Source organism: Verrucomicrobiota bacterium (genome assembly GCA_021413925.1).
Taxonomy (GTDB): domain Bacteria; phylum Verrucomicrobiota; class Verrucomicrobiia; order Chthoniobacterales; family UBA6821; genus UBA6821.
Map to the genome: position 1 here is coordinate 13101 of JAIOPL010000032.1, position 23134 is coordinate 36234.

18 protein-coding genes and 1 pseudogene are annotated in these 23134 nt (G+C 52.9%); 17 read left to right on the forward strand and 2 right to left on the reverse strand.

The genetic code is table 11. The annotated features are described in order from the left end of the window. Positions 1 to 8 precede the first annotated feature (8 nt). The 8 genes and pseudogenes from K8R57_11110 (at position 9) to K8R57_11145 (ending at position 8582) form a co-directional block, all read left to right on the forward strand. A complete protein-coding gene (locus K8R57_11110; GenBank protein ID MCE9588847.1) occupies positions 9 to 1850 on the forward strand; it encodes a hypothetical protein in 1842 nt (613 codons plus the stop codon). A gap of 2 nt (positions 1851 to 1852) precedes the next feature. Further along, the gene (locus tag K8R57_11115; protein ID MCE9588848.1) at positions 1853 to 2362 is read left to right on the forward strand and encodes a hypothetical protein; all 510 of its coding nucleotides are present in this window, start codon (positions 1853 to 1855) and stop codon (positions 2360 to 2362) included. Between the two features lies 1 nt (position 2363). Continuing rightward, positions 2364 to 4850 carry an Hsp70 family protein gene (locus K8R57_11120; GenBank protein MCE9588849.1) on the forward strand — a complete coding sequence of 829 codons (2487 nt, stop codon included), beginning with the start codon at positions 2364 to 2366 and terminating at the stop codon, positions 4848 to 4850. Positions 4851 to 4874: 24 nt separating this feature from the next. Continuing rightward, a complete protein-coding gene (locus K8R57_11125; GenBank protein ID MCE9588850.1) occupies positions 4875 to 5435 on the forward strand; it encodes a hypothetical protein in 561 nt (186 codons plus the stop codon). Positions 5436 to 5439: 4 nt separating this feature from the next. Continuing rightward, complete coding sequence (locus tag K8R57_11130; GenBank protein MCE9588851.1) at positions 5440 to 6153, forward strand: hypothetical protein; 714 nt, start codon at positions 5440 to 5442, stop codon at positions 6151 to 6153. Next, a complete protein-coding gene (locus K8R57_11135; protein MCE9588852.1) occupies positions 6150 to 6659 on the forward strand; it encodes a phospholipase D family protein in 510 nt (169 codons plus the stop codon). The genes K8R57_11130 and K8R57_11135 overlap by 4 nt, the downstream gene beginning before the upstream one ends. 2 nt (positions 6660 to 6661) lie before the next feature. Then, entirely contained in the window at positions 6662 to 7993 is a 1332-nt protein-coding gene (locus K8R57_11140; protein MCE9588853.1) for a hypothetical protein, read from the forward strand. Further along, positions 7990 to 8582, forward strand: a pseudogene (locus K8R57_11145) (phospholipase D family protein). The gene K8R57_11140 and the pseudogene K8R57_11145 overlap by 4 nt, the downstream one beginning before the upstream one ends. A 134-nt stretch (positions 8583 to 8716) precedes the next feature. Here K8R57_11145 and K8R57_11150 read toward each other — a convergent pair. Both K8R57_11150 and waaF read right to left on the reverse strand, forming a co-directional pair. Beyond that, on the reverse strand, positions 8717 to 10336 hold the full coding sequence (locus K8R57_11150) for an ATP-binding cassette domain-containing protein (protein MCE9588854.1): 1620 nt from the start codon (positions 10334 to 10336) through the stop codon (positions 8717 to 8719). A gap of 106 nt (positions 10337 to 10442) precedes the next feature. Then, on the reverse strand, positions 10443 to 12371 hold the full coding sequence (waaF, locus tag K8R57_11155; protein ID MCE9588855.1) for a lipopolysaccharide heptosyltransferase II: 1929 nt from the start codon (positions 12369 to 12371) through the stop codon (positions 10443 to 10445). Between waaF and K8R57_11160 the strand changes: the two genes are divergently transcribed. From K8R57_11160 to K8R57_11200, 9 genes are all read left to right on the forward strand, one after another. Next, on the forward strand, positions 12370 to 13602 hold the full coding sequence (locus K8R57_11160; GenBank protein ID MCE9588856.1) for a 5-(carboxyamino)imidazole ribonucleotide synthase: 1233 nt from the start codon (positions 12370 to 12372) through the stop codon (positions 13600 to 13602). The two genes, waaF and K8R57_11160, sit on opposite strands and share 2 nt — an antisense overlap. A 126-nt stretch (positions 13603 to 13728) precedes the next feature. Next, positions 13729 to 14718: an AAA family ATPase gene (locus K8R57_11165; GenBank protein MCE9588857.1), complete on the forward strand. Its 990-nt coding sequence runs from the start codon at positions 13729 to 13731 to the stop codon at positions 14716 to 14718. Between the two features lie 132 nt (positions 14719 to 14850). Next, positions 14851 to 15735 carry a DUF58 domain-containing protein gene (locus tag K8R57_11170; protein ID MCE9588858.1) on the forward strand — a complete coding sequence of 295 codons (885 nt, stop codon included), beginning with the start codon at positions 14851 to 14853 and terminating at the stop codon, positions 15733 to 15735. Further along, positions 15732 to 16319, forward strand: coding sequence for a DUF4381 family protein (locus K8R57_11175; protein MCE9588859.1), 588 nt, complete (start codon positions 15732 to 15734; stop codon positions 16317 to 16319). The genes K8R57_11170 and K8R57_11175 overlap by 4 nt, the downstream gene beginning before the upstream one ends. An 8-nt stretch (positions 16320 to 16327) precedes the next feature. Continuing rightward, on the forward strand, positions 16328 to 17350 hold the full coding sequence (locus K8R57_11180) for a VWA domain-containing protein (protein ID MCE9588860.1): 1023 nt from the start codon (positions 16328 to 16330) through the stop codon (positions 17348 to 17350). 23 nt (positions 17351 to 17373) lie between these two features. Continuing rightward, positions 17374 to 19572: a VWA domain-containing protein gene (locus tag K8R57_11185; GenBank protein ID MCE9588861.1), complete on the forward strand. Its 2199-nt coding sequence runs from the start codon at positions 17374 to 17376 to the stop codon at positions 19570 to 19572. A gap of 1 nt (position 19573) precedes the next feature. Then, entirely contained in the window at positions 19574 to 21445 is a 1872-nt protein-coding gene (locus K8R57_11190) for a BatD family protein (GenBank protein MCE9588862.1), read from the forward strand. Beyond that, on the forward strand, positions 21445 to 22236 hold the full coding sequence (locus K8R57_11195; protein MCE9588863.1) for a hypothetical protein: 792 nt from the start codon (positions 21445 to 21447) through the stop codon (positions 22234 to 22236). Before K8R57_11190 ends, K8R57_11195 begins: the two co-directional genes overlap by 1 nt. Next, positions 22179 to 23072: a DUF3108 domain-containing protein gene (locus K8R57_11200; protein MCE9588864.1), complete on the forward strand. Its 894-nt coding sequence runs from the start codon at positions 22179 to 22181 to the stop codon at positions 23070 to 23072. The genes K8R57_11195 and K8R57_11200 overlap by 58 nt, the downstream gene beginning before the upstream one ends. Positions 23073 to 23134 lie beyond the last annotated feature (62 nt).

The following is a 23134-nucleotide window of genomic DNA, read 5'->3' on the forward strand; positions in this document are numbered from 1 at the left end:
GAAGACCCATGGAACGCACTTTATCACAACCTCTCTTAGAAGCCTGTACTCCTGATTTATACAATGGAAACGTATTTCGTATAACCGGGCTTCCCGTTTACGCAACTGAGAAAGAGATCAAACGTGCTGCCGAAAAGCAGAAAATGTTAGATGAGTTAGGGGTTAAAGATGAAACTACAACAACCCCTTTTGCTTTAGCAAATCAACCGTCTGCAGATGCAATTAAAACAGCCATGAATAGGCTGAAAATGCCCGAGGCTAGAGTTATTGACGAGTTATTCTGGTTCTGGCCCATGGACGAAAGCCATCAAGATCCAGCCTATATGGCCTTCTTAAAAGGTAAGACTGACGACGCTTACACTCAATGGAATAACGATGTCTCTGGTTTAAATAGAGGAATAGCCACTCACAACCTAGCAGTAATGTTCCACCTGACTGCAATGGACTGGAGTAATTATCAGCTTGTGGAAGATGTCTCTCCAGAGAGGACAGAAAAAATTCTGAACTACTGGAAAGAGGCGCACGAGCGATTGCAGCTTCTCAGGCAAAACGACCAGTTTTGGACCGCCTTCAAAGATAGAGTCGAAGCTCTAAATGAGCCAATGCTCACTTCTGGATTTGTAAGAAGAATCAGAGAAACATTCCAAATTGCATTGGCATCTATTCATGCCGACTTTGCCCTACGCTTCAATTCAAAAGGGAAGAGAAGAATCGCATTGGAACATGTCTCCTGGTTAAAGTTGTGTTGTCCGAAATCAGAACAAAGAGAGTTGGTCTATACCAAAGCACTTCTTACGCACAAAAATAGAGTTAAACAATCTGTTGCAGCAATGCCGGAAAGTATCAAAGCTGATCCATCATCGGGAGCAAAGATTGTTACTCAAGCACTCGCCACACTGAAAAATGAGAATGAGATTTTCTCACTATTCTATTCAGATGAAAGAAGTCAGATAGGAGACCTGTTCGATCCTGTCTTGATGACATGCATAAATGGATTAGTCTTATTTGTAAGAAAAACCGAGAATAATTCTGAGTTTGTAAGAATTCTTAAAGAATTACAGCCGCTTGCGACTTCTGATGAGGTTAAAGATCGAATAACGATCAATATTGAAAGTGGGAATAGCGGTCTTAACAAAGAGAGATTATCTTCGGCTTATAAAATCCTCGATAAGATCGATAAAGACGAAGGGCAAATTGCAGCAAGGCTTAAAGAATTTAAACAAGAGTTTATGCCCATGTTCTGTGATTTTGTTGAAAGAGAAGGATCAAATGCTGAATCAATCAAAGATCTATCCGATGAAGCAGCAAGGTCCCTTCGCTCAATTTCTGTCGATGCATATAACAAAGACAAGAACTACACATTGGCATCAGATGCGATAAAACTCGCAACGCTACTTGCTCGTGATCAAAAGCTTAAAGAACTCATAGCTGCGGATATTAAGACTGTAGAGGAAGCAGTGAAAGAATCTACCTGCCACTTCTGTGGTAAGAATCCCTCCCTAGAAGCTCACGCTATGTCTGTTGACATGCATGAGGTAACTTCACGCAACCTTTTTGGTAGAGCTCAACAATACAGGCATTTTTCTGTCAAGGTTCCTAGATGCCTTCAATGCTTGAAGGCCAAAAACAAAGAATCATGGATTGCATTCATTATTGGCTTTATTGCATTCGGAATCGCTACCGCAATTATTCCTGGAGCTATTGCTATCTGGGCTATTGGCGGTCTAGTTATCTGGGGAGTGCTCAATCAGATTCTTGATTTCGCAAGTCCTAGAAAAGCGAAGTCTACCTATTCAAGAATTCAGGAACTTCAAAGAACTGGATGGAAGTTTGGATTAAAACCTAGTTAAAAATGAAAATACCAAAAAAAATAGTCCTAGTTAAGCACGAATATCCTGCAGTAGAGCAATTGCAGGATATTATAGAACAAGTACTTGTGAGCTCACAGAAGCATGAACAAGATAGTAATGACAATGCTGGAAAAGAGTTTTTCATTACAGGAAAACCTCTTGAAGCTTTAATGGCTATAATTACTTATGTTTGGCGTATACAGGATCGAATAATTGATAAACATACAATGGATGCAAAAGAATCCATATCTGTAGAAGAATTAAAAAAACTCTCCAAGTATACAGAACAGATCATTGATAAACTGAAATCCATGGGATTTGAGATAAAAGATCGTTTAGGTGAGCAATTCAATTATGGACTTCCGGAGAATGTCGTAGCTACCAAACCGCAGCCCGGCCTCACTCATGAAACAGTCATCGAAACATTAATGCCAACGATATATTTCCAAAATAAAACCATTCAGCGTGGAGAAATTGTTATTGCAACACCTGAAACCCCAAAAGCTGAATAATATGACAAGAACTACTATTGATTTCGGAATCGATCTTGGAACTACTAATAGCGCTATTGCAGAGCTAACAGGTGTTTCAACAACTATTATTAAAAATAACGATGATGGAGATGTAACTTCCTCGGCGGTTATGTTTGGGAAAAACGGCCAAGTCTACACTGGCTCAAGAGCAAAAAACGGTACAATCGATAAGCCCGACGATGCATACGCCGAGTTCAAGCGGCAAATGGGTACCGATCATTCCTACAAATTCAAGCAAAGCGGTGTTTCAAAGTCTCCTGAGGAGCTCTCGTCAGAAATCTTGAAAGGACTCCGCTCAGACGTAATTAGAGTAAGAGGAGAAGAGATTAACTCCGCAGTGATAACAGTACCTGCAGCCTTTGGTTTGCACCAATGTGATGCAACTAGAAAAGCTGCACAACTTGCCGGATTTACACTTAGTCCCCTGGTACAAGAGCCCGTAGCGGCTGCGCTTGCTTACGGCTTCCAAGTAGAATCAGAACGTGAATACTGGCTCGTTTATGATTTCGGTGGAGGAACATTTGATGCAGCCATTATTAAAGCAGAAGAAGGGCTTATAAATGTTGTTAACCATGGTGGAGATAACTGGCTCGGTGGGTCAGATATTGATTGGGATATTGTACAAAAAATTATCATTCCGAAGCTTCAGGGAGGTTACAATCTGCCCGGTTTTCAAAGAGGAAATGAGAAGTGGGGATGGCAACTTCGAAAACTCAAACATGCCGTTGAAGCTGCCAAGATCGAACTCTCAACAAAATCGTCGACCTCCTTGCTTGGATGTTCCTTTGAAGATGAGGATGGTAATCTGGTTGACTGTGAGGACATTCAACTAACTCAATCAGAAGTAATCAGCATTGCTGAACCAATCGTACGTAGGTCGATTGATATATGTAAGGACACACTCAAAAAATCAAATATCCCGGAGGATAGAATCACTAAACTAGTACTGGTGGGAGGACCCACAAAAGCCCCCTACTTCAGAGAGATTATCAAGAACGCTTTGCCCATAGCGATTGATCATTCGATGGACCCGCTTACAGTTGTTGCTAAAGGAGCTGCCGTATTCGCAGGGACTCAAAAGATTGAGGTCAAGAAATCTGCAAATATGGCTGCCGATGAGTATCACGTAGACCTGAAATACAAAGCTGTCGGTATTGAAACGGATCCCATGGTTGGTGGAAGGGTATCGTCCTCAGCAAACTCCTCAATGGACGGATTTTCAATCGAGGTTACGAATCAAAAGAGTCAATGGAAGAGTGGGAAAATCCCCCTTAAATCTGATGGGTCATTCATCCTAAACCTTCACGCAGAAAAAGGGGAAAGAAACCTATTTAACATCGAATTGTTTGATTCCGTCGGTACCCTTAAAAAGGTTTCTCCAGACAATCTCGTATATACTGTAGGCGCAGCAATCGAAGAACAACCTTTGATCCATTCACTTGGAATTGCTCTTAGTGGCAACGAGAAGGAAGTGTTCTTCAAGAAGGGCGATGGTCTTCCCTTAAAAAAGAAGGGAGACAGACCGTTCAAGACAATAAGTACTATTAAGGTTGGGGAGGAAGGTTCAGGGATTGTGATTCCAATTGTCGAAGGTGAAAATGAAAAGGCAGACAGAAATCTGTTGATTGGTATCTATGAGATCACATCAAAACAGATTAAAAGGGACCTTCCAGCGGGATCTGATGTTGAAATCACTTTAAGGATTGATGAATCGCGAGTTATCACAATCAATATTTACATTCCTATCTTTGATGAAGAATACGACTTCCATCTTGATCTACGAAAGGGGTCAATCACAAAAAAAGATCTAGAAACAGATTTAAGCTTCGAGATTGAAAGGTTACAAAAACTTGAAGCGGAAGCTAAAGCGGCCGACCAAAGTGACATCATCTCAAAGATTGATGAGCTAAGATCGTCCGCCCTACTCCAGGAAATACGATCATCGATAGCAGCTTCTGAAGGCGATGCAGTTGCTGCTAATAAAGGACAATCGAGAATGCTTGAGTTTAAAATTCAAGTTGATGCTATTGAGACTCTTGTCCATTGGCCTTCAATTGTAGCAAAGATTCAGGATTGGCTCAAAGACCTTAAGTCAGTTGCAGCGGATCACGGGACTTCCTCACAGAAGCAGAAAGCATCTGACCTTTCATCTCAGGTTGATGACTCAATCAAGCGTAAGGATGCTGATAGTATTGAGAAGAGACAAAAAGACGTTGAATCTTTATATTTCGGCATTTTATTTGCTCAACCTTCTTTCTGGGTAAATCAATTTAGGTACCTTGAATCGGAAAAAACAAAAATGACGGATCAAGCGAAGGCTTTACGTCTTTTGGACATGGGACGTAACTACATATCCCAGAATAACACGGAAGGACTTAGACAGATTGTTCAACAACTATGGACACTAACGCCTGATGATGTTGTCAATAATGCACAAAGGGGTTTTGGAGCAAATCTGGCGCGATAAAAGCAACAAAAGAGTTATCTTCAATTGACAAATCTACTTTCCAAGTTTGCACTCCAGAATCGACTGGCGAGAGCCTCTGAGCTTGCCCTCTTAGGTGCTTTTGCAAGCGCAGAAGGGGTTTTGATGCCTCGTGGCTTCCTTCCAAAGTCTCATCAAGAACTTGATTTACTGGCACGAATAAAGGTTCAGTTAGGCGATTATGAAATTGCTAGTCAACTATGGACTGCGGCTTCAAAGCTAGGAAATAGATCTTATCAAGAAGAGATCGACGAACTTGGGACGTGGAAACATGCAATTGAATCAAGGAATAGACTGATTTATCGGGTGGTATTATCCGTTCTCTTACTAACATTGTTGGTTCTTATAGCTTCCTTTTTATATCCTAAGGCCTCGAAGGTCTTCAGAGACTTAAAAAGACCAGCCACCCAGGTTACATCCGAAACTACGACCACAGCCCCGGTGCCTTCTCAATCGATCGTTCCTGTCAACATACCTTGTCCCGGCGTCACTGCATCTCCCGTCCCATCTCCTTCTGTTGAAAAGATGAAGCCCAGGAAGAAATTCATTAAGTCTGATTCTGCGTAGGAATATGAGCAAATATTCTGATGGAATAAATCTAGTTTGGAAGATTGCTGCGATTGAGGCTCAAAATCTTAATCATCAAGAGATTGATCCATTAGACTTAATGCTTGGCCTCCTAAAGATTGTTGATGTAGTGCTTGAAAAGATCATTCACAGTCCAAAGCCTATTGAGTTGCTCGAGATTAAGGATGAGGTAACTGAGATAGAACAGATCTTTATTAACTCTGGACTTGTTCCCGCCAAAATCAGACGACGATTGAGACGTGAATCATTTAATCAAGCTCACAATGTAGTTTATAAAAACGGAATAATTCATAGAAGTAAGCTCTCCAAAAGCATTTTTTCAAATGCAGAAGGCCATCTTTCATCAGAAGAGCCGACCATCAGGCCTTTTCATCTTCTGATTGCACTACTTGAAAAACATGATGCAGATCTTGATAGGGCCTTGTTGATGGTTAGTTTTCCGGTTTCTTCAGTACTACGGCAGATAGCAAAGAAGCTGCCCTCATCAGAGGGACTGAAGCATCCATCCATTCCAACACTGAGTAACTATACTACAGGTTCTGAGAGTCTTATGCGTCATTGCCGTGCTGCAATTGGTTATATTGAACTTTCGATGTTCGTTGAAGCCGAGGGGGAATTGAAAAAGATCGACCCAACTGAACAAGAACATCCCGCTGTAAAGCGACTTCGGGAAGACATTCGCCATAAAAGACCTTGAAACGGGCTGTTCTAATACTAATTCTGACAGTTCCATTGACCTTGCAAGGGCAACAAGGTCAACAGGATCTCAAGGCTTATTTTAGCCCAAATGGTGGTTGCACCCAAGCCGTAGTAGAAACACTCAACGGAGCAAAAAAGACTATTCTAGTTCAGGCCTACAGTTTCACCTCCACACCAATCGCAAAAGCTTTGGTAGATGCGAAGAAGCGTGGGGTCGATGTTAGGGTCATCCTCGACAGAAGTCAGCGGACTGAGCGCTACTCCGGTGCGACATTTCTTACTAATGGAGGAGTTACCACCTTTATCGACGCCACCCATAAGATCGCCCACAACAAAGTGATGGTGATCGACGATCAAGAAGTAATAACAGGAAGCTTCAATTTCACGAAAGCAGCCGAGACCGGGAATGCTGAGAATGTACTTCTGATACTCCACGCTCCTGAACTTGCCGCCAAGTACTCTCAAAACTGGCATGAGCATCTAAATCATTCTGAAAACTACTGAACATGAAACATTTCGCATTATACCTAGTCCCTTTGCCATTCATTTTAATATCGCCTCTCCTATTAAATGGATGCACCACTGTATGCCCTAAACCCACCGCCCCTCACTTGGCAGCACTGGGGGAGAGCAAGTCTCAAATCATCAAAGAACTAGGAGCTCCGACCGCCCACTACATGAACGGGTTTGACCTATTTCACGACAATGGCAACGAGGTGCAGGCGCATTTTAAGGCAGGAAAAGCCGACTCTCTCTTCTACTTCACCTTTGACAGGAAGATCTCCAAACCATGGCTTTCCTCTGTTCTAAAGCTGAACTCACGGGGTACATCTTGGGTTCTTGAAGAAAGCTCCGCCTCGAGCCGTAAAGTTTATCGCTCACAGGATGGAAAGTTCCATGCCTTTGTCAGCAAAGGGAATCAGTTGATGGTTGATACAGACTCTTTCTTCCAGAAGGCACTCCATCAGCCCGGTAAAACTATCCACGTGGATAGCCTTCCGGAATGCATCTTCGCACCAGACCACACGATTGCCAAAATTGGTGATACTGAATCATTCATCGTCCGGAATTACGGGCCAGAATACAAAATAAACAAAAATAAGAGCGACCTGGCCAAACTCTACTTCGATGGATGTCAGACGGTTTTTGCGCACTACAAGGCGGGTGTAGCTGATGCGGTTCTTTATGAGGCTGACAATTACAAGAGACTCAATGACTGCTGGGTATCACGACTTCTAGCTAACAACTCGGGAAATCGGGCGTGGATCGTCCCATCATTCACTAGGCCAAATCGTATTTACTACAGGACACCCCATAGTGACCTTCTGGCTGACATGAGGGATAGAAAAACCCTGCTCGTTTATAAATGGGACTACGACCCCAATTTTAACTCAGGAAATGGCAAGAGGGAGTTACTCAAAAAACCACCTGCGGCAAAAATGAACCCTTGTTCACTGGTCTGGATCGGCGAGACGGAGGCTGCCATGTCCAAAAAGCTGGGCCATCCAACTTTGGACAAGGACGTTAGGATCTATCGGGACGGTGATTTGATCATACGCGCCCGCTTTGACCACGGAGTCTGTAAAAGCATCACCTATATTTCTGAAAAGAAGCGTAAATTTACTGATCACTGGGTCTCCGCAACCTTGGGCGTGAACTCAGGAGGACGGGCTTGGCTCGTGGATGAGAGCGACATTCCAAAAGAGATCCATTTCAAGACCTTCGACCACACGTTTTACGCGCTACTGACGGATGGTAATGAGTTGAGAGTGACGACGGAGGCTTTTTTAAAAAAAAGGCTTATGGAGCTCGAAGATAAAAGAAAAAAATCCCAATGAGCCACGGGCGCGCTGCCTTTGCTATTATCGCATTATTTTCAATTACCATTCTCCAAGCCCAGACCAACACTCCTGATATCAAAGTCTATTTCAGTCCCCATGGGGGATGAACGGAGGCGGTGGTGAGAGCTGTGAATAGTGCGAAGAAGCAGGTGCTAGTGGAGGCTTATTCTTTCACGTCTGAGCCGATTGCTGTGGCTCTGATTGTGGGAAGCGGGGAGTCGATGTGGAGGTGATCCTGGATAAGAGCCAGGAGCAGGCACGGGGAACGGAAGCTGATGCCGAGAGCGGTATCCCGACCTATATCGATTCAGCCTACCGGATCGCCCATGACAAGGTGATGGTGATCGACGGGAGCAAAGTGATCACCGGTTCCTTCAACTTCACCAAAAGCGCCGAAGACTACAACGCAGAGAACCTACTGGTCATATCAAATGACCCACCCCTGGCCGAGCAATATGCGGCCAGTTGGAAGCAACACCTGGCACAATCCCATCCCTTCCATCCCGGCAAAAGCCACCACAAGTACGGCTCGCGCTCCCACTACTACAGACCTATCGGAATAGGGGAAACAGAGCCAGTCGGCTAGATATTACCCCCGTCTCTTTTCCTGGGCTGCTGATTCAAAAACTCCTCTGCGTCTCTGCGTCTCTGCGCGAGATTCAGCGTCAGACCTAACAGCCTTCAGTCTAAACCACTAAACCCCTGCCGCCCAAAGGGCCGCTAAGCGGTAAGCGCTTCGCGCTCATTCCCCAGCGCTCCGACCTTTTCCAAGAAGTCGTCGTAGGTTCCGAGATAGGAGGTGACTTTGCCGTCATTCACATGGAGGACCTTGGTGGCCAGCTTCCGGATGAAGTGGACGTCGTGACTGATAAAGACAAGCGTTCCCTCGTAGGCGCTCAGCGCCATGATGAGCGACTCGACGGTGTGGATGTCGAGATGGGTAGTCGGCTCGTCCATCAGCAGGAGATTCGGGGGGTCGACTAGGAACTTGACGAGATTCAGGCGTGTCTTCTCGCCGCCGCTCAGGACGGGGGTCTTCTTGTAGATGTCATCCTTGCGAAAGAGGAAGGAGCCGAGGATACCGCGGGCGTCATTCTCTGAGAGTTCCCCGTTCGAGGCCCTGACCTCTTCCAGGATCGACTTGTTCGGATCAAGGGTGGCGGCTCTGTGCTGGCTGAAGTAGCCGATCTTCGCATTTGGTCCCTCGATCCGCTTTCCTTTCTGGAACTCGAGTGCACCGGCCAAGATCTTGAGCAGGGTCGACTTGCCGGCGCCATTGGGTCCAACAAGGACGGTGCGCTCCATTCGCTCGATGGTGAGGTCGAGGCCCGAGTAGACCTTCCGCTCACCTTGAGAGGTGGGATAGGCCATATGGATCTCCTCAAGGATGACGGCTCGTTGGCCGCCTCGCGGAGGCTGTGGGATCTGGAAGCGGAATGGCTTGCGGGGAGGAAGCGGCTTCTCGATCAGCTCCAGTCGCTCGATCTGCTTCAGCTTGCTCATGGCCTGAGAGGCCTTGGAGGCGACCTGTCGGAAGCGATCATAGAACTCGCGTAGGTCGGTGATCTCCTTCTGCTGGTTCTTGTAGGCTGCATTATGCCGCTCGTAGCGGGAATCACGCTCCTCCAGGAAGGCACTATAGTTCCCCGAGTAGGAGTGCAGGCGGCACTCAGCGATCTCATAAACTGTCTGGATGATCTCATCCATGAATTGCCTGTCGTGGGAGATCAGAAGCACGGCGCCTGGATAGGTCTTCAGATAATTCTGGAGCCAGAGCAGTGAGACAAGGTCGAGATGGTTGGTCGGCTCATCCAACAAAAGTAGGTCGGGCTCCATGACGAGAAGGCGGGCCAGATGGGCGCGCATGACCCAGCCGCCGCTCAGTTCCTTGGCCTTCCGCTCGAAGTCCTCCTGCTGGTAGCCCAGACCCCCGAGGATCTTCTTGGCTTTGGCCTCGACCTTGGGGTCGCTGAGGGCCGCGTGCTTGGAAGAGGCCTCGCTGTACTCCGGGGTATCGACAGTGCCGGCCTCCTCGAGTTCCTTGAGGCGTTTTTCCAGAGCCGGAATCTCTCCGGCCCGACCTGTGGCGACATCGAGGACGGTCTCATCGCCAGTGGCCTCACCTTCTTGGGCGAGATGGCCGATCATGGTCCACTCGTCCCGCTCGATCGTGCCTGAATCCGCCTCATCCTTTTTCAGGAGAAGTGAAAAGAGGGTCGATTTTCCGGCTCCATTCGGGCCGACCAGTGCGACGCGCTCGCCATAGTTGACCTGCATGTCGGCCTCCTCGAAGAGAGTGCGGCCACCGATGGTTTTTTTGAGTTTTTTAATGGTGAGCATTGGATTAGGTAATCGGGAATGGGTGATGGGTAATTGGGATTCTAATTTGGAAAAGATGTGGAATGGATTTGGAACCTTATAGCCTAACAGTCTTCAGTCTAACCCCCTAAAAAGCTTCAACCTCCCGCAGCGATTCGAGCACTGCAGAAGTCACCATCTGGACGGTGATCTCTTTCATGCAGCGGAAGTCGATCGGGCATTCTCTGAGATAACAGGGGCTGCATTCGACCTTGCGTCTGATTATCCGGTGAGGCGGTTTGGTGATGCTGCCGAGATGGCCCGGGCCGGTGAGGGCAGGTTCGGTCGAGCCGAAGATCGCGACGACCGGCAGACCTAGAAGGTCCGCGAGATGCATGGTGCCGGTATCATTGGTCAGGATTAGGGTGCAGCCCTTGAGCTCGTCGATGAGTTCCGGGAGCGTGGTTCTGCCGCAGAGGTTCTCCACCTTTCCGGGAAAATTGCGTGAGAGAACCTCTCCGAGATCCGCTTCCTTGGCCGTGCCGACGATAACCCAGGTGAGGTCATGATCCTTCGATATCTCCTCCATGACTGATCGGTAGCGCTCGATCGGCCAGCGCTTGGCAGGTCCGTATTCTGCGCCGGAACAGAGTGCGATGCGGATCGGGCCCTGGGGAGCGTGACGGGGGGGGCGTGCTGTCGGTTCCGGGCCTCCGAGGTGGCGTACGCTGGCTAGCAACTCACTGGTCTGATGAAGTGTCGGGTGAAGCTGCCGGTTGGGAGGGAAGGTCTGGTTCAGCAGACGCTTGCCCCGGTGGATCTCCCTGCCGACCCGGCGCGGTATGCCGGCCAGCCAGACCTCTAGGGCGCTGCGTAGGGAATTCGGCAGCAGGATCGCCACATCGAAGGAGTCGGCTGACTTGATCAGCTTGGCAACCTCCCATGGGGAGGCTTTCGGCGGGATGGAAAGGATCGCATCGACTTCGGGAATCTCCTTCCAGAGCGGCATGAGTTTCTCAGGTGAGAGGATCGTGAGTCGGAGGTCGGGGCGTCCCTCTTTGATTGCGCGAATCGCAGGAACAGCCATGCAGGCGTCGCCGAGCCAGTTCGGTGAGCGGAGTAGAATCTTGAAGGGCTGGAGATCGGAGGGCTTGATCTCAGGAGGCAGATAGATTCCGCGCTTCACTCCGCGGAGCAGGAAGTTTGGGTGGGGGGTTTTCCAGCGATTGTGAACCCAGAACCAGTCGGCGGGAGAACGCCGGATCTCCTGCTCGAGCAGTGTATTGAGTTTCATCGTAACCTCCTCGACGGTTAGCCCCTCGGTCGGGATCGGATCGCTGGTATGGAGGACCCATCGTGCCAAGCCCACTGTTCGGACCGTTGCCTGAACAAGCAGTGAGTCGGTGCGCTGGGCTAGGCTTGCCGCCAGAGGGGAGGTGGAGGCGAGTTTGCCGAAGAGGGGCATCCAGATCCCGGCATTCCCTGCATGCTGATCGGTCAGGACGCCGACAGCGCCTCCCTCTTTGAGCATGGTCACGGCAGCCTGCATCTCCTTCTTGCGATCGAAGGTGACAACCCCGCGGCTGCGGCGATCCCCGTTGACCAGATCATCCATGAGGGGGTTACGGAGCGCCTGATAGATACAGCCCGCCGGGCGGGGTTTGATGGATTCCCCGATCTGGGCGCTGATCTCCCAGTTGCCCGAGTGGCTGAGAGCGATCACGGTGCCTTGCTGACCGGCCTTTTTCCCGATGACCCAGTCGATCCAGTTCTCTTCCTTCTCCATGCTGAGTCGGGAGCGAAGCTGCTTCATGCTCATGGCCGGAATCTTGACCGAACAGACGATATTGGCCCCGAGATTGAGAAAATGAGTCAGGGTAATCCGGGAGGCTTCACGATTGGTCAGCGAGGGGCCGAAGGCGATCTGGAGATTCTGTTTGGAGAGACGGCGGTAGCTGGGCAGAATCATACACACCAGAAGTCCGATTGCCTGTCCCAGGACGAAACAGACCGTGATGGGGAGCAATCGGATAAGGGTGACAACCGATAAGGCGAGCAGATACAGAAGACGATCCATGATCAAAATCGAAGGAGACAACACTAACGGGGCCCCTGCGGCTTCGGAAGGCAAATCCCCCGTTAGCGCGGCGATCTTCCTTCCCGGAACGACAATCGGCATCCTGGGCAGCGGCCAGCTGGGCCGGATGTCAGCCATGGCGGCTAAGAGTCTCGGCTACCGCGTGGCGGTCTTGGATGAAGTTGCCGATGGTCCGGCCTGCTCTTGTGCGGATCTCTCCATCACCGCAGCTTTCGACGATCTCGATGCACTGGCCCGCTTTGCCGAGGCGGTCGATGTCGTGACCGTGGAGTTCGAGAATATCCCGATCGGCGCGCTGGAGTTTCTGGAGACGCGCGTTCCGGTAAGGCCCTCCGCCTCGGTCGTGCGGACCTGCCAGGACCGCGTGCTGGAGAAGGAGTTCTTGCAGAACAACGGGTTTCCCGTGGCTCCCTTTCGGGTCATCAACTCTGCGGAGGAGCTTGCCTCAGCGCTGTCAGAAATGAACTCCCCCTGCATTCTGAAGACCGCGGCCCTCGGTTACGATGGCAAGGGACAGATTTCGCTCAAACCGGGTGATGATGCCGCAAGTGCCTGGAAGCAACTGGCCGCACCTCGGGCTGTGCTGGAACAACGAATCGCTTTTGCTTCCGAGGCTTCTGTGATCTGCGCTCGAACTTTCGGAGGGGAAACGCTCTGTTTCCCTGTCCAGGCGAATGTCCACCGGAATGGCATCCTCGATGTAACGACTGTTCCTGCGCCATTGGATCCCGGCGTGCTCGTAAAAGCCCAGGAGATCACCTCGGCGATCGCTGTGAAGCTCGGCGTCATCGGCCTAATCACTGCCGAGTTTTTTGTGATGGAGAACGGCGACCTTATTGTGAATGAGCTTGCTCCGCGTCCCCACAACTCCGGACACCACACGCTCGAGACCACACTCACCAGCCAGTTCGCCCAGCATGTCAGGGCGGTCTGCGGTCTGCCGCTCGGACCGGTCGAACTCCGCTCCGCGGGAGTGATGGTGAATCTTCTGGGCGATCTTTGGCAGTCAGGCGAACCAGACTGGGAGCTCCTGTTGCGCGAACCGGTACTCTTCCTGCATCTCTATGGGAAGCGGGAGCCAAAGGCTGGCCGTAAGATGGGTCACTTCACCTTGTTCTCTGCTCAAGAAGAAGCATCCACAGTCGCCGAGAGGGCGATCGAATTGCGCGAGCTGATGAAGTCTGGAGCATACTCAGACAGGCTCTTATGAAAAAACCTTTGAACGCATTTGATTCCTACTTGTCTGAAAAATGTTGTAGCTAAAAGGAATCAGCTTAGAAACCCGCTTAAAGTAAGAACCAACCAGCAGAAGAATTAGTCTCATTAACCCCGATTTATGAATCCATCCGTCCAAGAACTCGATCGCCGCGTCCAGGAAGCCAGTGCCTGGGTCAAACCCCTCACCCAGGAGATGAGCCGCGTCATCATCGGCCAGCAGGGGCTGGTCCGCAGCCTGATTATTGGACTTCTGGGGAACGGTCACGTCCTGCTCGAGGGAGTTCCGGGCCTTGCCAAGACCCTGACTGTCCGGACGCTCTCTTCCTGCATTCACGGGGATTTCTCTCGCATCCAGTTCACTCCGGATCTACTGCCTGCAGATCTGGTCGGCACGTTGATCTACAACCCCCGCGAGGGAGTCTTCACCACACGAAAGGGTCCTATCTTCGCCAACTTCATCCTGGCCGACGAGATCAACCGCGCCCCGGCTAAGGTCCAGAGCGCGCTGCTCGAGGCGATGCAAGAGCGTCAGGTCACTATCGGCGACGAGACCTTCAAGCTCCCTGACCCCTTCCTTGTCCTTGCTACGCAGAATCCGCTGGAGCAGGAGGGAACCTACCCCCTTCCCGAGGCCCAGCTGGACCGCTTCATGCTGAAGGTCGTGGTCGGTTATCCGACCCGCAGTGAGGAGCGCGCCATCCTCGACGCGATGGCAACCTCTTCGCCCAAGACTCATGTCGACGCGCTTGTTACCCGCGAGCAGATCCTCGAGGCGCGCAATGTGGTCAACGCGATCTTTGTCGATGACAGGGTCAAGGATTACATTGTCGACCTTGTCTGGGCGACGCGCGAACCGACCAATTACAACCTGAAGCTCGACGGTCTGATCCGCTACGGCGCCTCCCCGCGCGCCACGATCTATCTTACCCTCGCGGCGAAGGCTCATGCGTTCCTGAACGGCCGCGGCTATGTGACCCCACATGACGTCAAGTCCATCGGTATCGAGGTGCTGCGCCACCGCGTCGCCGTGAGCTACGAGGCAGAGGCCGAGTCCATTTCCTCAGAGGAGATCGTGAATCGCGTCTTCGAGGGAATGCCCGTTCCCTAGGTCAAAGTAACAAAGCAACAAGGCTATTGGCTTTTTGGCCCATTGGCAGGAAGAGCCACGGAGTCTTATTTGAAAACGAACAGCCTAATAGCCTAACAGCCCAAGAGTCTTTTTTTACCTTTCGTCCCACCGATGAACGACACACGGGAAATCCTACGTAAGATCCGGCGACTTGAGTTGCGCACGCGCCGACTCGTGGAGTCTTCATTCGCAGGTCAGTACCAGAGTGTCTTCAAGGGACGTGGGATGAACTTCGAGGAGGTTCGCCCCTACTCGCCCGGCGACGAGATCCGTGCCATTGACTGGAATGTGACCGCCCGCACCGGGGAGCCCTATATCAAGAAGTTCACCGAGGAGCGTGAGATGACGGTGATGATCATTCTCGATGTCAGCGCTTCGGGGAACTTCGGAAGCGTCCAGGAAAGCAAGCGGGAGCTTGCTGCCGAGGTGGCGGCGATCCTGGCCTTCAGTGCGATCCACAACAACGACAAGGTCGGATTGCTCCTCTTCAGTGACAGAGTGGAGCTTTTTATCCCGCCCAAGAAAGGACGGCACCATATTCTCAGGCTCATCCGCGAGATGCTTTATTTCCAACCCAAGGGACGCGGCACCGATCTCGCGGGCGCGCTGGAGTACATGAACAAGCTTATCACCCGCCGTGCGGTGGTTTTCGTGATTTCCGATTTCTTCACAGGCGACTTCAGCCGTCCCCTGACGGTCTCCGCCAAGCGCCATGACATGGTGGCTCTTCCAATTGTGGATCCAGCCGAAGAGGAGCTGCCCGATGTCGGAGTCATCCTTCTTGAGGATCCGGAAACTGGCGAACAGATCGAGGTCAACACCTCAAGGAGCGCCATCACACGCAATTATGCCGAGCTCTCCGCGCTCCGGACCAAGGAACTGACGAGCATGTTCGGATCACGCGGTATCGACATGGTTTCCCTGCGGACGGACAAGGATTACCTTCCAGTGTTGCGTAATTTCTTCGACAGGCGCGGAAGGAGGATGGCGGCATGACGAATGCGGCCCAAGCACCAGTTCCCACTCCCGGTCTGAGCTTTGCCCCGGGAGCCGCCGGCCCTACGCCGGCCCCCATCCATGATATCGTGGGTCCACTCCCGTTTTTTTCGGGACCGGTCTGGTTGATCCTTGCCGTATTTATTGCCGTCGTTCTGATTGCTGGGGCCGTCTGGTGGTTTTTAGGCCGCAGAAAGGCCAAGTTGATTACGCCCCGGGAGGCCGCTCTCGATGCCCTGACGAGCTTGCGCGGAAAAGTCTCGGAGGGGAGTGATCATGACTTCGGCGTCGGGGTCTCCGATGTGCTGCGTCGATTCCTGGGTGAGGCTCTGGGACTCGCTGCGCCGCGCCAGACTACCGAAGAATTTCTTGTCTCGTTGCAGGGCGCGCTCAGCTTTGTCCCCGCCGAGCAGGAAGCTCTCGCGGAGTTTCTGCACCGCTCCGATTATCTGAAATTTGCCCAGGGTGAGGCGACATTCGAGCAACGGTTGAGCCTGATTGAAGCCGCAGAATCCTTTGTCCGCAGCGGTGAGCAACCCATCGACAAGAACAACCCGGAAGCTGCTGCACCCTCTACTGCATGATGGCTCCCATGATTCTGGCCTCGGCAACGTTTTTTTCCTTTGCGCATCCCTGGCTGCTGCTGGGACTGCTGGCCCTTCCTTTACTGGCACTGCTACGCGGTAAGTTGGGCGGGACGCCCGGAATCCTCTTTTCCTCCACTAAGCTTGTGATCGCCGTTGGGAAAAAACGCCGCTCCAGAGCCGGAGCCGTTATCTCTTCGTTGGTCTACGGCGCGATGGCCTGTCTCATCGTGGCGCTCGCCAGGCCGCAGATCGGCCACACACTCGAACATATCACCGCAAGCGGCGTCGACATCATGCTGGTTCTGGATGTTTCGGGATCGATGACAGCAGAGGATTACACGATCGGATCTTCAAGAGTTAACCGCCTCGACGTGGTCAAAAAAGTCACACGCGAGTTCATCGAGGCAAGACCCAACGACCGCATCGGTATCATCGCTTTTGCCGGGAGACCCTATCTCGTGAGTCCGCTGACCCTTGATCACGATTGGCTGATCACCAATCTCGACCGCATCCAACTCGGTCTGGTAGAGGATGGCACTGCGATCGGTTCGGCTCTCGCCTCCGCAGCGAACAGGCTCAAAGACCGCGATGCGAAGACGAGAATCATCGTGCTGCTGACCGACGGCGCTAACAACGCAGGGAAGGTGCAGCCTCTTACGGCCGCGGAAGCCGCCAAGGCGCTGGGCATCAAGATCTATTCGATCGGAGCGGGAAGCACCGGGCCTGTTCCCGTCCCTGTCGGCAAGGATATGATGGGCAAGTCGGTTTACAGGAAGGTGATCTTCGACTTTGACGAGAAGCTGCTCGACCAGATCGCGAGGATCGGGGAGGGGAAATATTTTCGAGCGGCGGACACGGATTCGATGGGACGTACTTTCCACGAGATCGATCGCATGGAAAAGACCAAGGTCGAGGTCGAGAAGAGCTCCGACTACCACGATTACTTCACGCTTTTCCTTCTGATCGCCGCCTGCCTTCTGATCGCCGAGGCCGTTCTCTCGCAGACCATCTGGCGCCGCCTGCCCTAACGCGCGCATTTTCATCTCTTCCCATGTATCCTTTTCTTCTGACGGCGCTCGATGACAGGTTGACATTCGCATCACCCGAATGGTTCTGGGCTTTCCTACTGCTGGCTCCCGTGCTCTGGGTTTTCATTGATGCGGGTCGCAAGAGGGAGGCTCTGCTGGCCAGAATCCTGGCGCCTCGCTTGCAGCAGTCGCTTGCCGGTCAGGTGAGTCCCTTCAAGCGCAACCTCCGGATCGCCTCGCTGCTCCTTGCGATCGCCTGTGCGATCACGGGAATAGCAAAGCCGCGCTACGGATCCATCGATCAGGAGATAAAATCCCGCGGTCGCGACGTCATCATCGCTATCGACACCTCCCGCAGCATGCTCTCCACGGACACTGCTCCGACTAGGCTCGGCCGTGCCAAGCTGATCTCGCAGGATCTCCTCAACTTGCTGAGGGGTGATCGGGTGGGGCTGATCGCCTTTGCGGGAACCTCCTTCCTTCAGGCCCCCCTAACCCTAGACAAGGGGGCTGTCCTGACCTCCATCGACGATCTCGATACGAACACGATCCCGAAGGGAGGCACCGATATCGCTTCGGCGATCAGGCTCGCGATCGCAGCCTTCGGCAAGGGGGAGACGATGAGTCGGGCACTCGTGCTGATGACGGATGGAGAGGAGCTGGATGAGAGCGGTGTCGAAGCAGCCAAGGAAGCGGAGGCCGCGGGGGTCCGGATCTTCACGATCGGATTTGGTTCGGCTGCGGGATCGCTGATCCCGATCAAGACGGAGGAAGGGCGGAATGATTTTGTCCGGGATGAGAACGGGCGTCCTGTGAATTCCAAGCTGGATGCGCCACGGCTCACCGCGATCGCGAAAGAAACAGGAGGCTTTTCTCTTCCTTATGGTCAGGATGCCGCCTCGATCATCTACGAGAAAGGGATCGTCCCCATGGACCAGCAGGAGACTGGCGTGTTGAGCGCCCACAAGCCGATCGAGCGCTATGCCTGGCCGGTTGGAGCGGCCCTGTTCTTGCTCTCCCTCTGGTCCATTCTTGGCGAAGGTCGCAGGCACAAAGCGCTACCGATGGCCGGAGTTCTCATGATGCTGGGCCTTTTCCTGCAGGGAAGCACAAGAGTCGAGGCCGCCTCATCGGGTATCAGTGACTATCAGCAGGGCAACTACCAGGGGGCACTCAAGGATTTCGAACAACGCCTGCAATCAGGGGCAACCACCCCGGAAATCCGTTTCGATGCCGGAGCCGCCGCCTACAAGGCGGGTGATTTCAAGAAGGCTGCCGAGTATTTCTCAGCCGCAATGACCTCCACGGTTCCTAAGATCCGGGATGCCGCGACCTACAATCTCGCGAATTCACTGGTCCGATCCGGTGAAAGCGCCGATGGAAAAGAGGCCAAGCTTTCCGACTGGAATAACGCCCTGCAGCATTACGAGACAGTGCTGAAGGATCATTCCTCTGATGCCAGGGCCAAGGAAAACCGCGATATTGTCCGCAAACTAATCGTCGATCTTAACCGGCAGCAACCTCCTCCGAAGCAGCAGGAAAAGAAAAACGATAAAGACCAGAAGGATCAGGATAAGGACAAGGATAAGAAAAAGAGCGACCAGTCTCAGGGTGAAGGGGGAGGTCAGGGCGATAAAAAAGATCAGAAGGATCAGAAGAGCGATCAGTCCACAGGGGACGGTAAAGACGATAAGAAGGATCAGCAGAATCAGGATCAAAAAAACAACGATCAGAACAAGCCCCAGGACTCAAAAGACTCCAACAACCCTAAGGACTCCAAGAACGACCAAGGCAAAGGTCAGGATCAGAAAGATCAGCAGCAGAAGAATGATCAGTCCAACGGCGGCAAGGATCAGCAGAAAGACCAGGGTCAGCCCACTCCCACGCCGACTCCTTCTTCCCAGCAACAGTCAGGCCAGTCCCAACAACCGGGTAACGAAAAGCAGGCGGGGCATGGGGCGCAAGCGACTCCTACTCCTACTCCAGCCCCTGCTTCCTCTCCCGGAAAAGAGCAGGGCACAAATGGATCTTCCCCACAGGAGCAGAAAAAAACCGAGCAGGAGAAGCAAGCTGCCGAGGCTTCAGCCGCCGAGGAAGGGAAAGATGGCAAGATGAGCCCGAATCAGGCTCGGGCCCTTCTGCGCTCTGTACAGGACGAGGAGGCGCACCAGCTGAGCAACCAGCAAAATCGAGCGGTGGAACAACCGCTGCGCGATTGGTAGCATGAGCACAAGCAACGGCACTGCCATGAGATCGTCCATGAAGCCTTTCCGATTTATCAGCCGCGCTGCAGTCACACTGCTTCTGCTTACGGAGGCCTTGTTCTCCGCGCGTCTCAACGCGGCGGATGTCTCGGTGAGTTCCGTGCTTTCCCGTGCACAGATCAGCCAGGGGGAGATGGCGGAGCTTCAGATCAAGGTCTCCGGAGCCCAGCAGGCCGATGTGCCCCAGCAGATTCAGGCGGACGGACTCCAGATCCGTCTCACGGGTCAATCAACCCAGGTTCAGATGGTGAACTTCAAGGTCTTCTCATCCGTCGTTTACAGCTACATCGTGATGCCCCTTCGTACGGGGAGTTTCATTATCCCCGGCGCCTCAATAACGGCCGATGGACGCCAGTTCCGAACTCCGGAGCTTTCTTTCAAGGTCGATGATGCCAAGGCCCAGTCTGTCGATCCATCTGCTGGGTCTCCCCAGTCTGCCCAAGGAACCCAGCCCCCGGGGATTCCGATGCCTGGATTTCAGCAGCAGCGGGCTCGTCCGGTTCAGCAGCGCCCTGACGAGGGACGGCTTGCCTTCGGCGAGATCAACTGCCCCAAGAAGACGCTCTATGCCGGCGAGATGACGCCCGTTGAAATTCGCTATTATTTCGACGCCCGATATCCCGTGCAGGTGCGTGGACGGGTAGACTTCGGATGCGAAGGAATTCTTGTGGAGCGTTTCCCCGACCCGAAGCAAACCCGCGAGGACCGTGACGGGATCACGTACAATGTCCTGACGTTCCATTCCCTGCTCTCCGCGGTGAAGCCCGGTTCTCTGGATGTCGCCCCCGCCAAGCTCGATTGCGAGATCGAGATGGCTGGCGCGCTACCCCCCGGATTTGATGACCCCGTCTTTCGGCAGTTGATGGGAGGTCGGGCGGGTGTCAGCCAGCAGAAGCAGGTGACCGTCAAGACATTCGGCCTGCATCTCGAGGTTCTTCCTTTGCCCAAAGAAGGCCGGCCCGAATCCTTCGCCGGCGCGGTGGGCCAGTTTGACATCGACTCGATCGTCAGCAACCCCCATCCCGCCGCGGGTGATCCTGCCAATCTTGTCGTGAAAATCGGAGGGCGTGGGAATTTCAAGGGGATGGGCGCACCTGTCCTGACTCATGCCGAGGGTTGGAGGAGCTATCCGCCGAGTGACAAATTTGACAGCTCCGACGAGCTCTCCTACACGGGGGTGAAGTCCTTCGACTTCACGCTCATCGCCCAGCAACCTCAGAAAGAGTCGCCGGGATGCGAGTTCTCGTACTTCGATCCCACCACGGCCAAGTATGTCACCCTGACCTCCAAGTCGCTTCCTCTGGTGGCCTCTCCCGGGGGGGCCTCTCCTGCTATCTCTGGTTCTACGACATTATCGCCAACCCCTGTTCCTTCCCCGGGGCAGAACCCCACCAAGAACATGCCGCCGAAGGAAGGTCAGCCGCTATTGGGAATCAACCTGCGTTCTTGGACCACACCGATGCAACGAAGCGAATTCCTGATCGCGACGCTCGCCATGCTTGTGGCCACAGCGGCGTTGGCCGCGATTCTGGCCTATTGGAAGATCCAATCCCAGGGGGGTACGCTAGCCTCCCGTCGTCGAAAACATATTGCCCAACTCCGCTCACTTCTTACTGGGGGAACCGTCGATGCGGGATCCTTCTATGAGGCGGCTCTCGAGTATGCGGAACTGGTGGTTCCCCCTTCGGAAAAACGGGATGCCTTGATCTCGGGACTGACAGAGCGCCGTGATGTGCTGAAGTACGGCTCCGGCGGTTCGCTTCCTCTTCCGGCGATCGAGCACAGGAAACTTCTGGAATCGTTGGAACTCACCACCACCAAAGCCCCGTGATGAAACGCATTTTTCCCCGAATCCTTGCACTTAGTCTTCTCTTGGCAGTGCCTGTAGTGGTTTCTCTGCACGCCGGACTGCCGGAGGAATTCGCTTCAGCCAATGCCAACCTTGCCTCTGGTCATGCAGATGAGGCCCTCTCCACCTACAAGACGCTGCTGACCTATCCGGATTTCAAGACCTCGGGATCGGCTGAGATCTGGTACAATCGGGGCCTGGCCGAAATGCAGACAGGTGATACGGTCGCCGCTTCCCTTTCCTTCCGCCGGACCCTGCTGCTGGATCCGGCTCTTGCGCCGGCCCGAGTGGAGCTTTCCAAGACCCTTGGGTTGCTAGGCATTCCCGTGCCGACCGGATGGAGGGAGCGTACGATGCAGTCCATCCACCCCGAGACCATGGTCGTGACGGGTGCGGTGATCGGCTGGATCGGGGCGCTTGGTCTGATCGTTCTTCTTTTCCAAGCTAGCCGGAGGAAGGGGCTGATCCTCCTCTCTCTGCTCCTGATTCTTTTCGGACATGGAGCTTCCGTGCTGGGAACCCTTGTCGATCCACGCAGGACGGCCCGTAATTCGGCAGTCATCACCGCAAAGACGGCCCCCACCCTGCGGGCCACCCCTGCTGATAGCGCTACGGAATCTGGGAAACTCGACCCGGGGTGCCTCATCAGCATCCTATCCCGGAACGGAGCATGGTGGTATGTTTCTACTGGCTCTGGTCCCGGAGCCCTCCAAGGATGGATCCCTTCCAACGCCGCCACCCCCCTGCTTTCATCCTCCAAGGGATCCTCATAGGCCTCGTTCTGCTTCTTCTTGTCGCGGGTAAGTGCGGAGTTTCTCTCCAGGCCGCCACTACTGATCCCTATGCAGCCTGGGATGCCAGCCTCACGCCCGTAGCGAGCGTTCCCTTTGCCCCGATCGATCCGTTTGAGGCGACCTATCGTTTCGGTTGGGAAGGGGTTTCCGCAGGAGGGGCTAGCGTCCGTGTTGTTGGCACCGATCACTCGGGGAATTCTAATCCCACTAATTCCTCTAGACGCCGGATCGTGGCCAGCGGCGGCCCCAATGAATGGGTGCGGAAGCTGTGGAATTATCATGCCAATTACCAGGGGGAGGCAGGAATCAACGGCCAGGTTCCCTCCTGGTTCCACATGGACGAGTCGATTGCAGAGCAGATGATGGTGAGTGACGCCCTCTTCACTCCGGGAGCAGTCTTTGCGTGTCACCGCTTCACGACTGAATCGAAGCCTTGGTTGCACACGCCACTCCCCGGAATCCGTGATCTCTTCGCCGCAATGCTCTTTGTCCGCAGTCAACCCCTCAACACCAAGGATCATCTCCGCCTGACCACCTTTCCTGACCGGAATCCTTATCTGGTGGATCTCACGGTGACCGGGCATGACAGGATCAAAGTCATGGGTAGGGAGGTGAAGGCGATCCGCTTCGATCTCCGTATCCAGACCATCGAGACGATGGGCCCGAATATCGGCCACCTGGCCCGGCATAAGAAATTCCGCTCCGGCCGCGTCTGGATGTCGGATGACAACCGCCGACTGCCCCTACGGGCCGAGGTCGATGTCTTTATCGGCTCAGTCTTCGCCGAGCTGGTGAAGGTTACTCCATCCCTCTGAAGTGGATTGGATCAGGAATAAACTCCCGCAGAGGCGCAGAGACGCGGAGGAAAAACAATCAA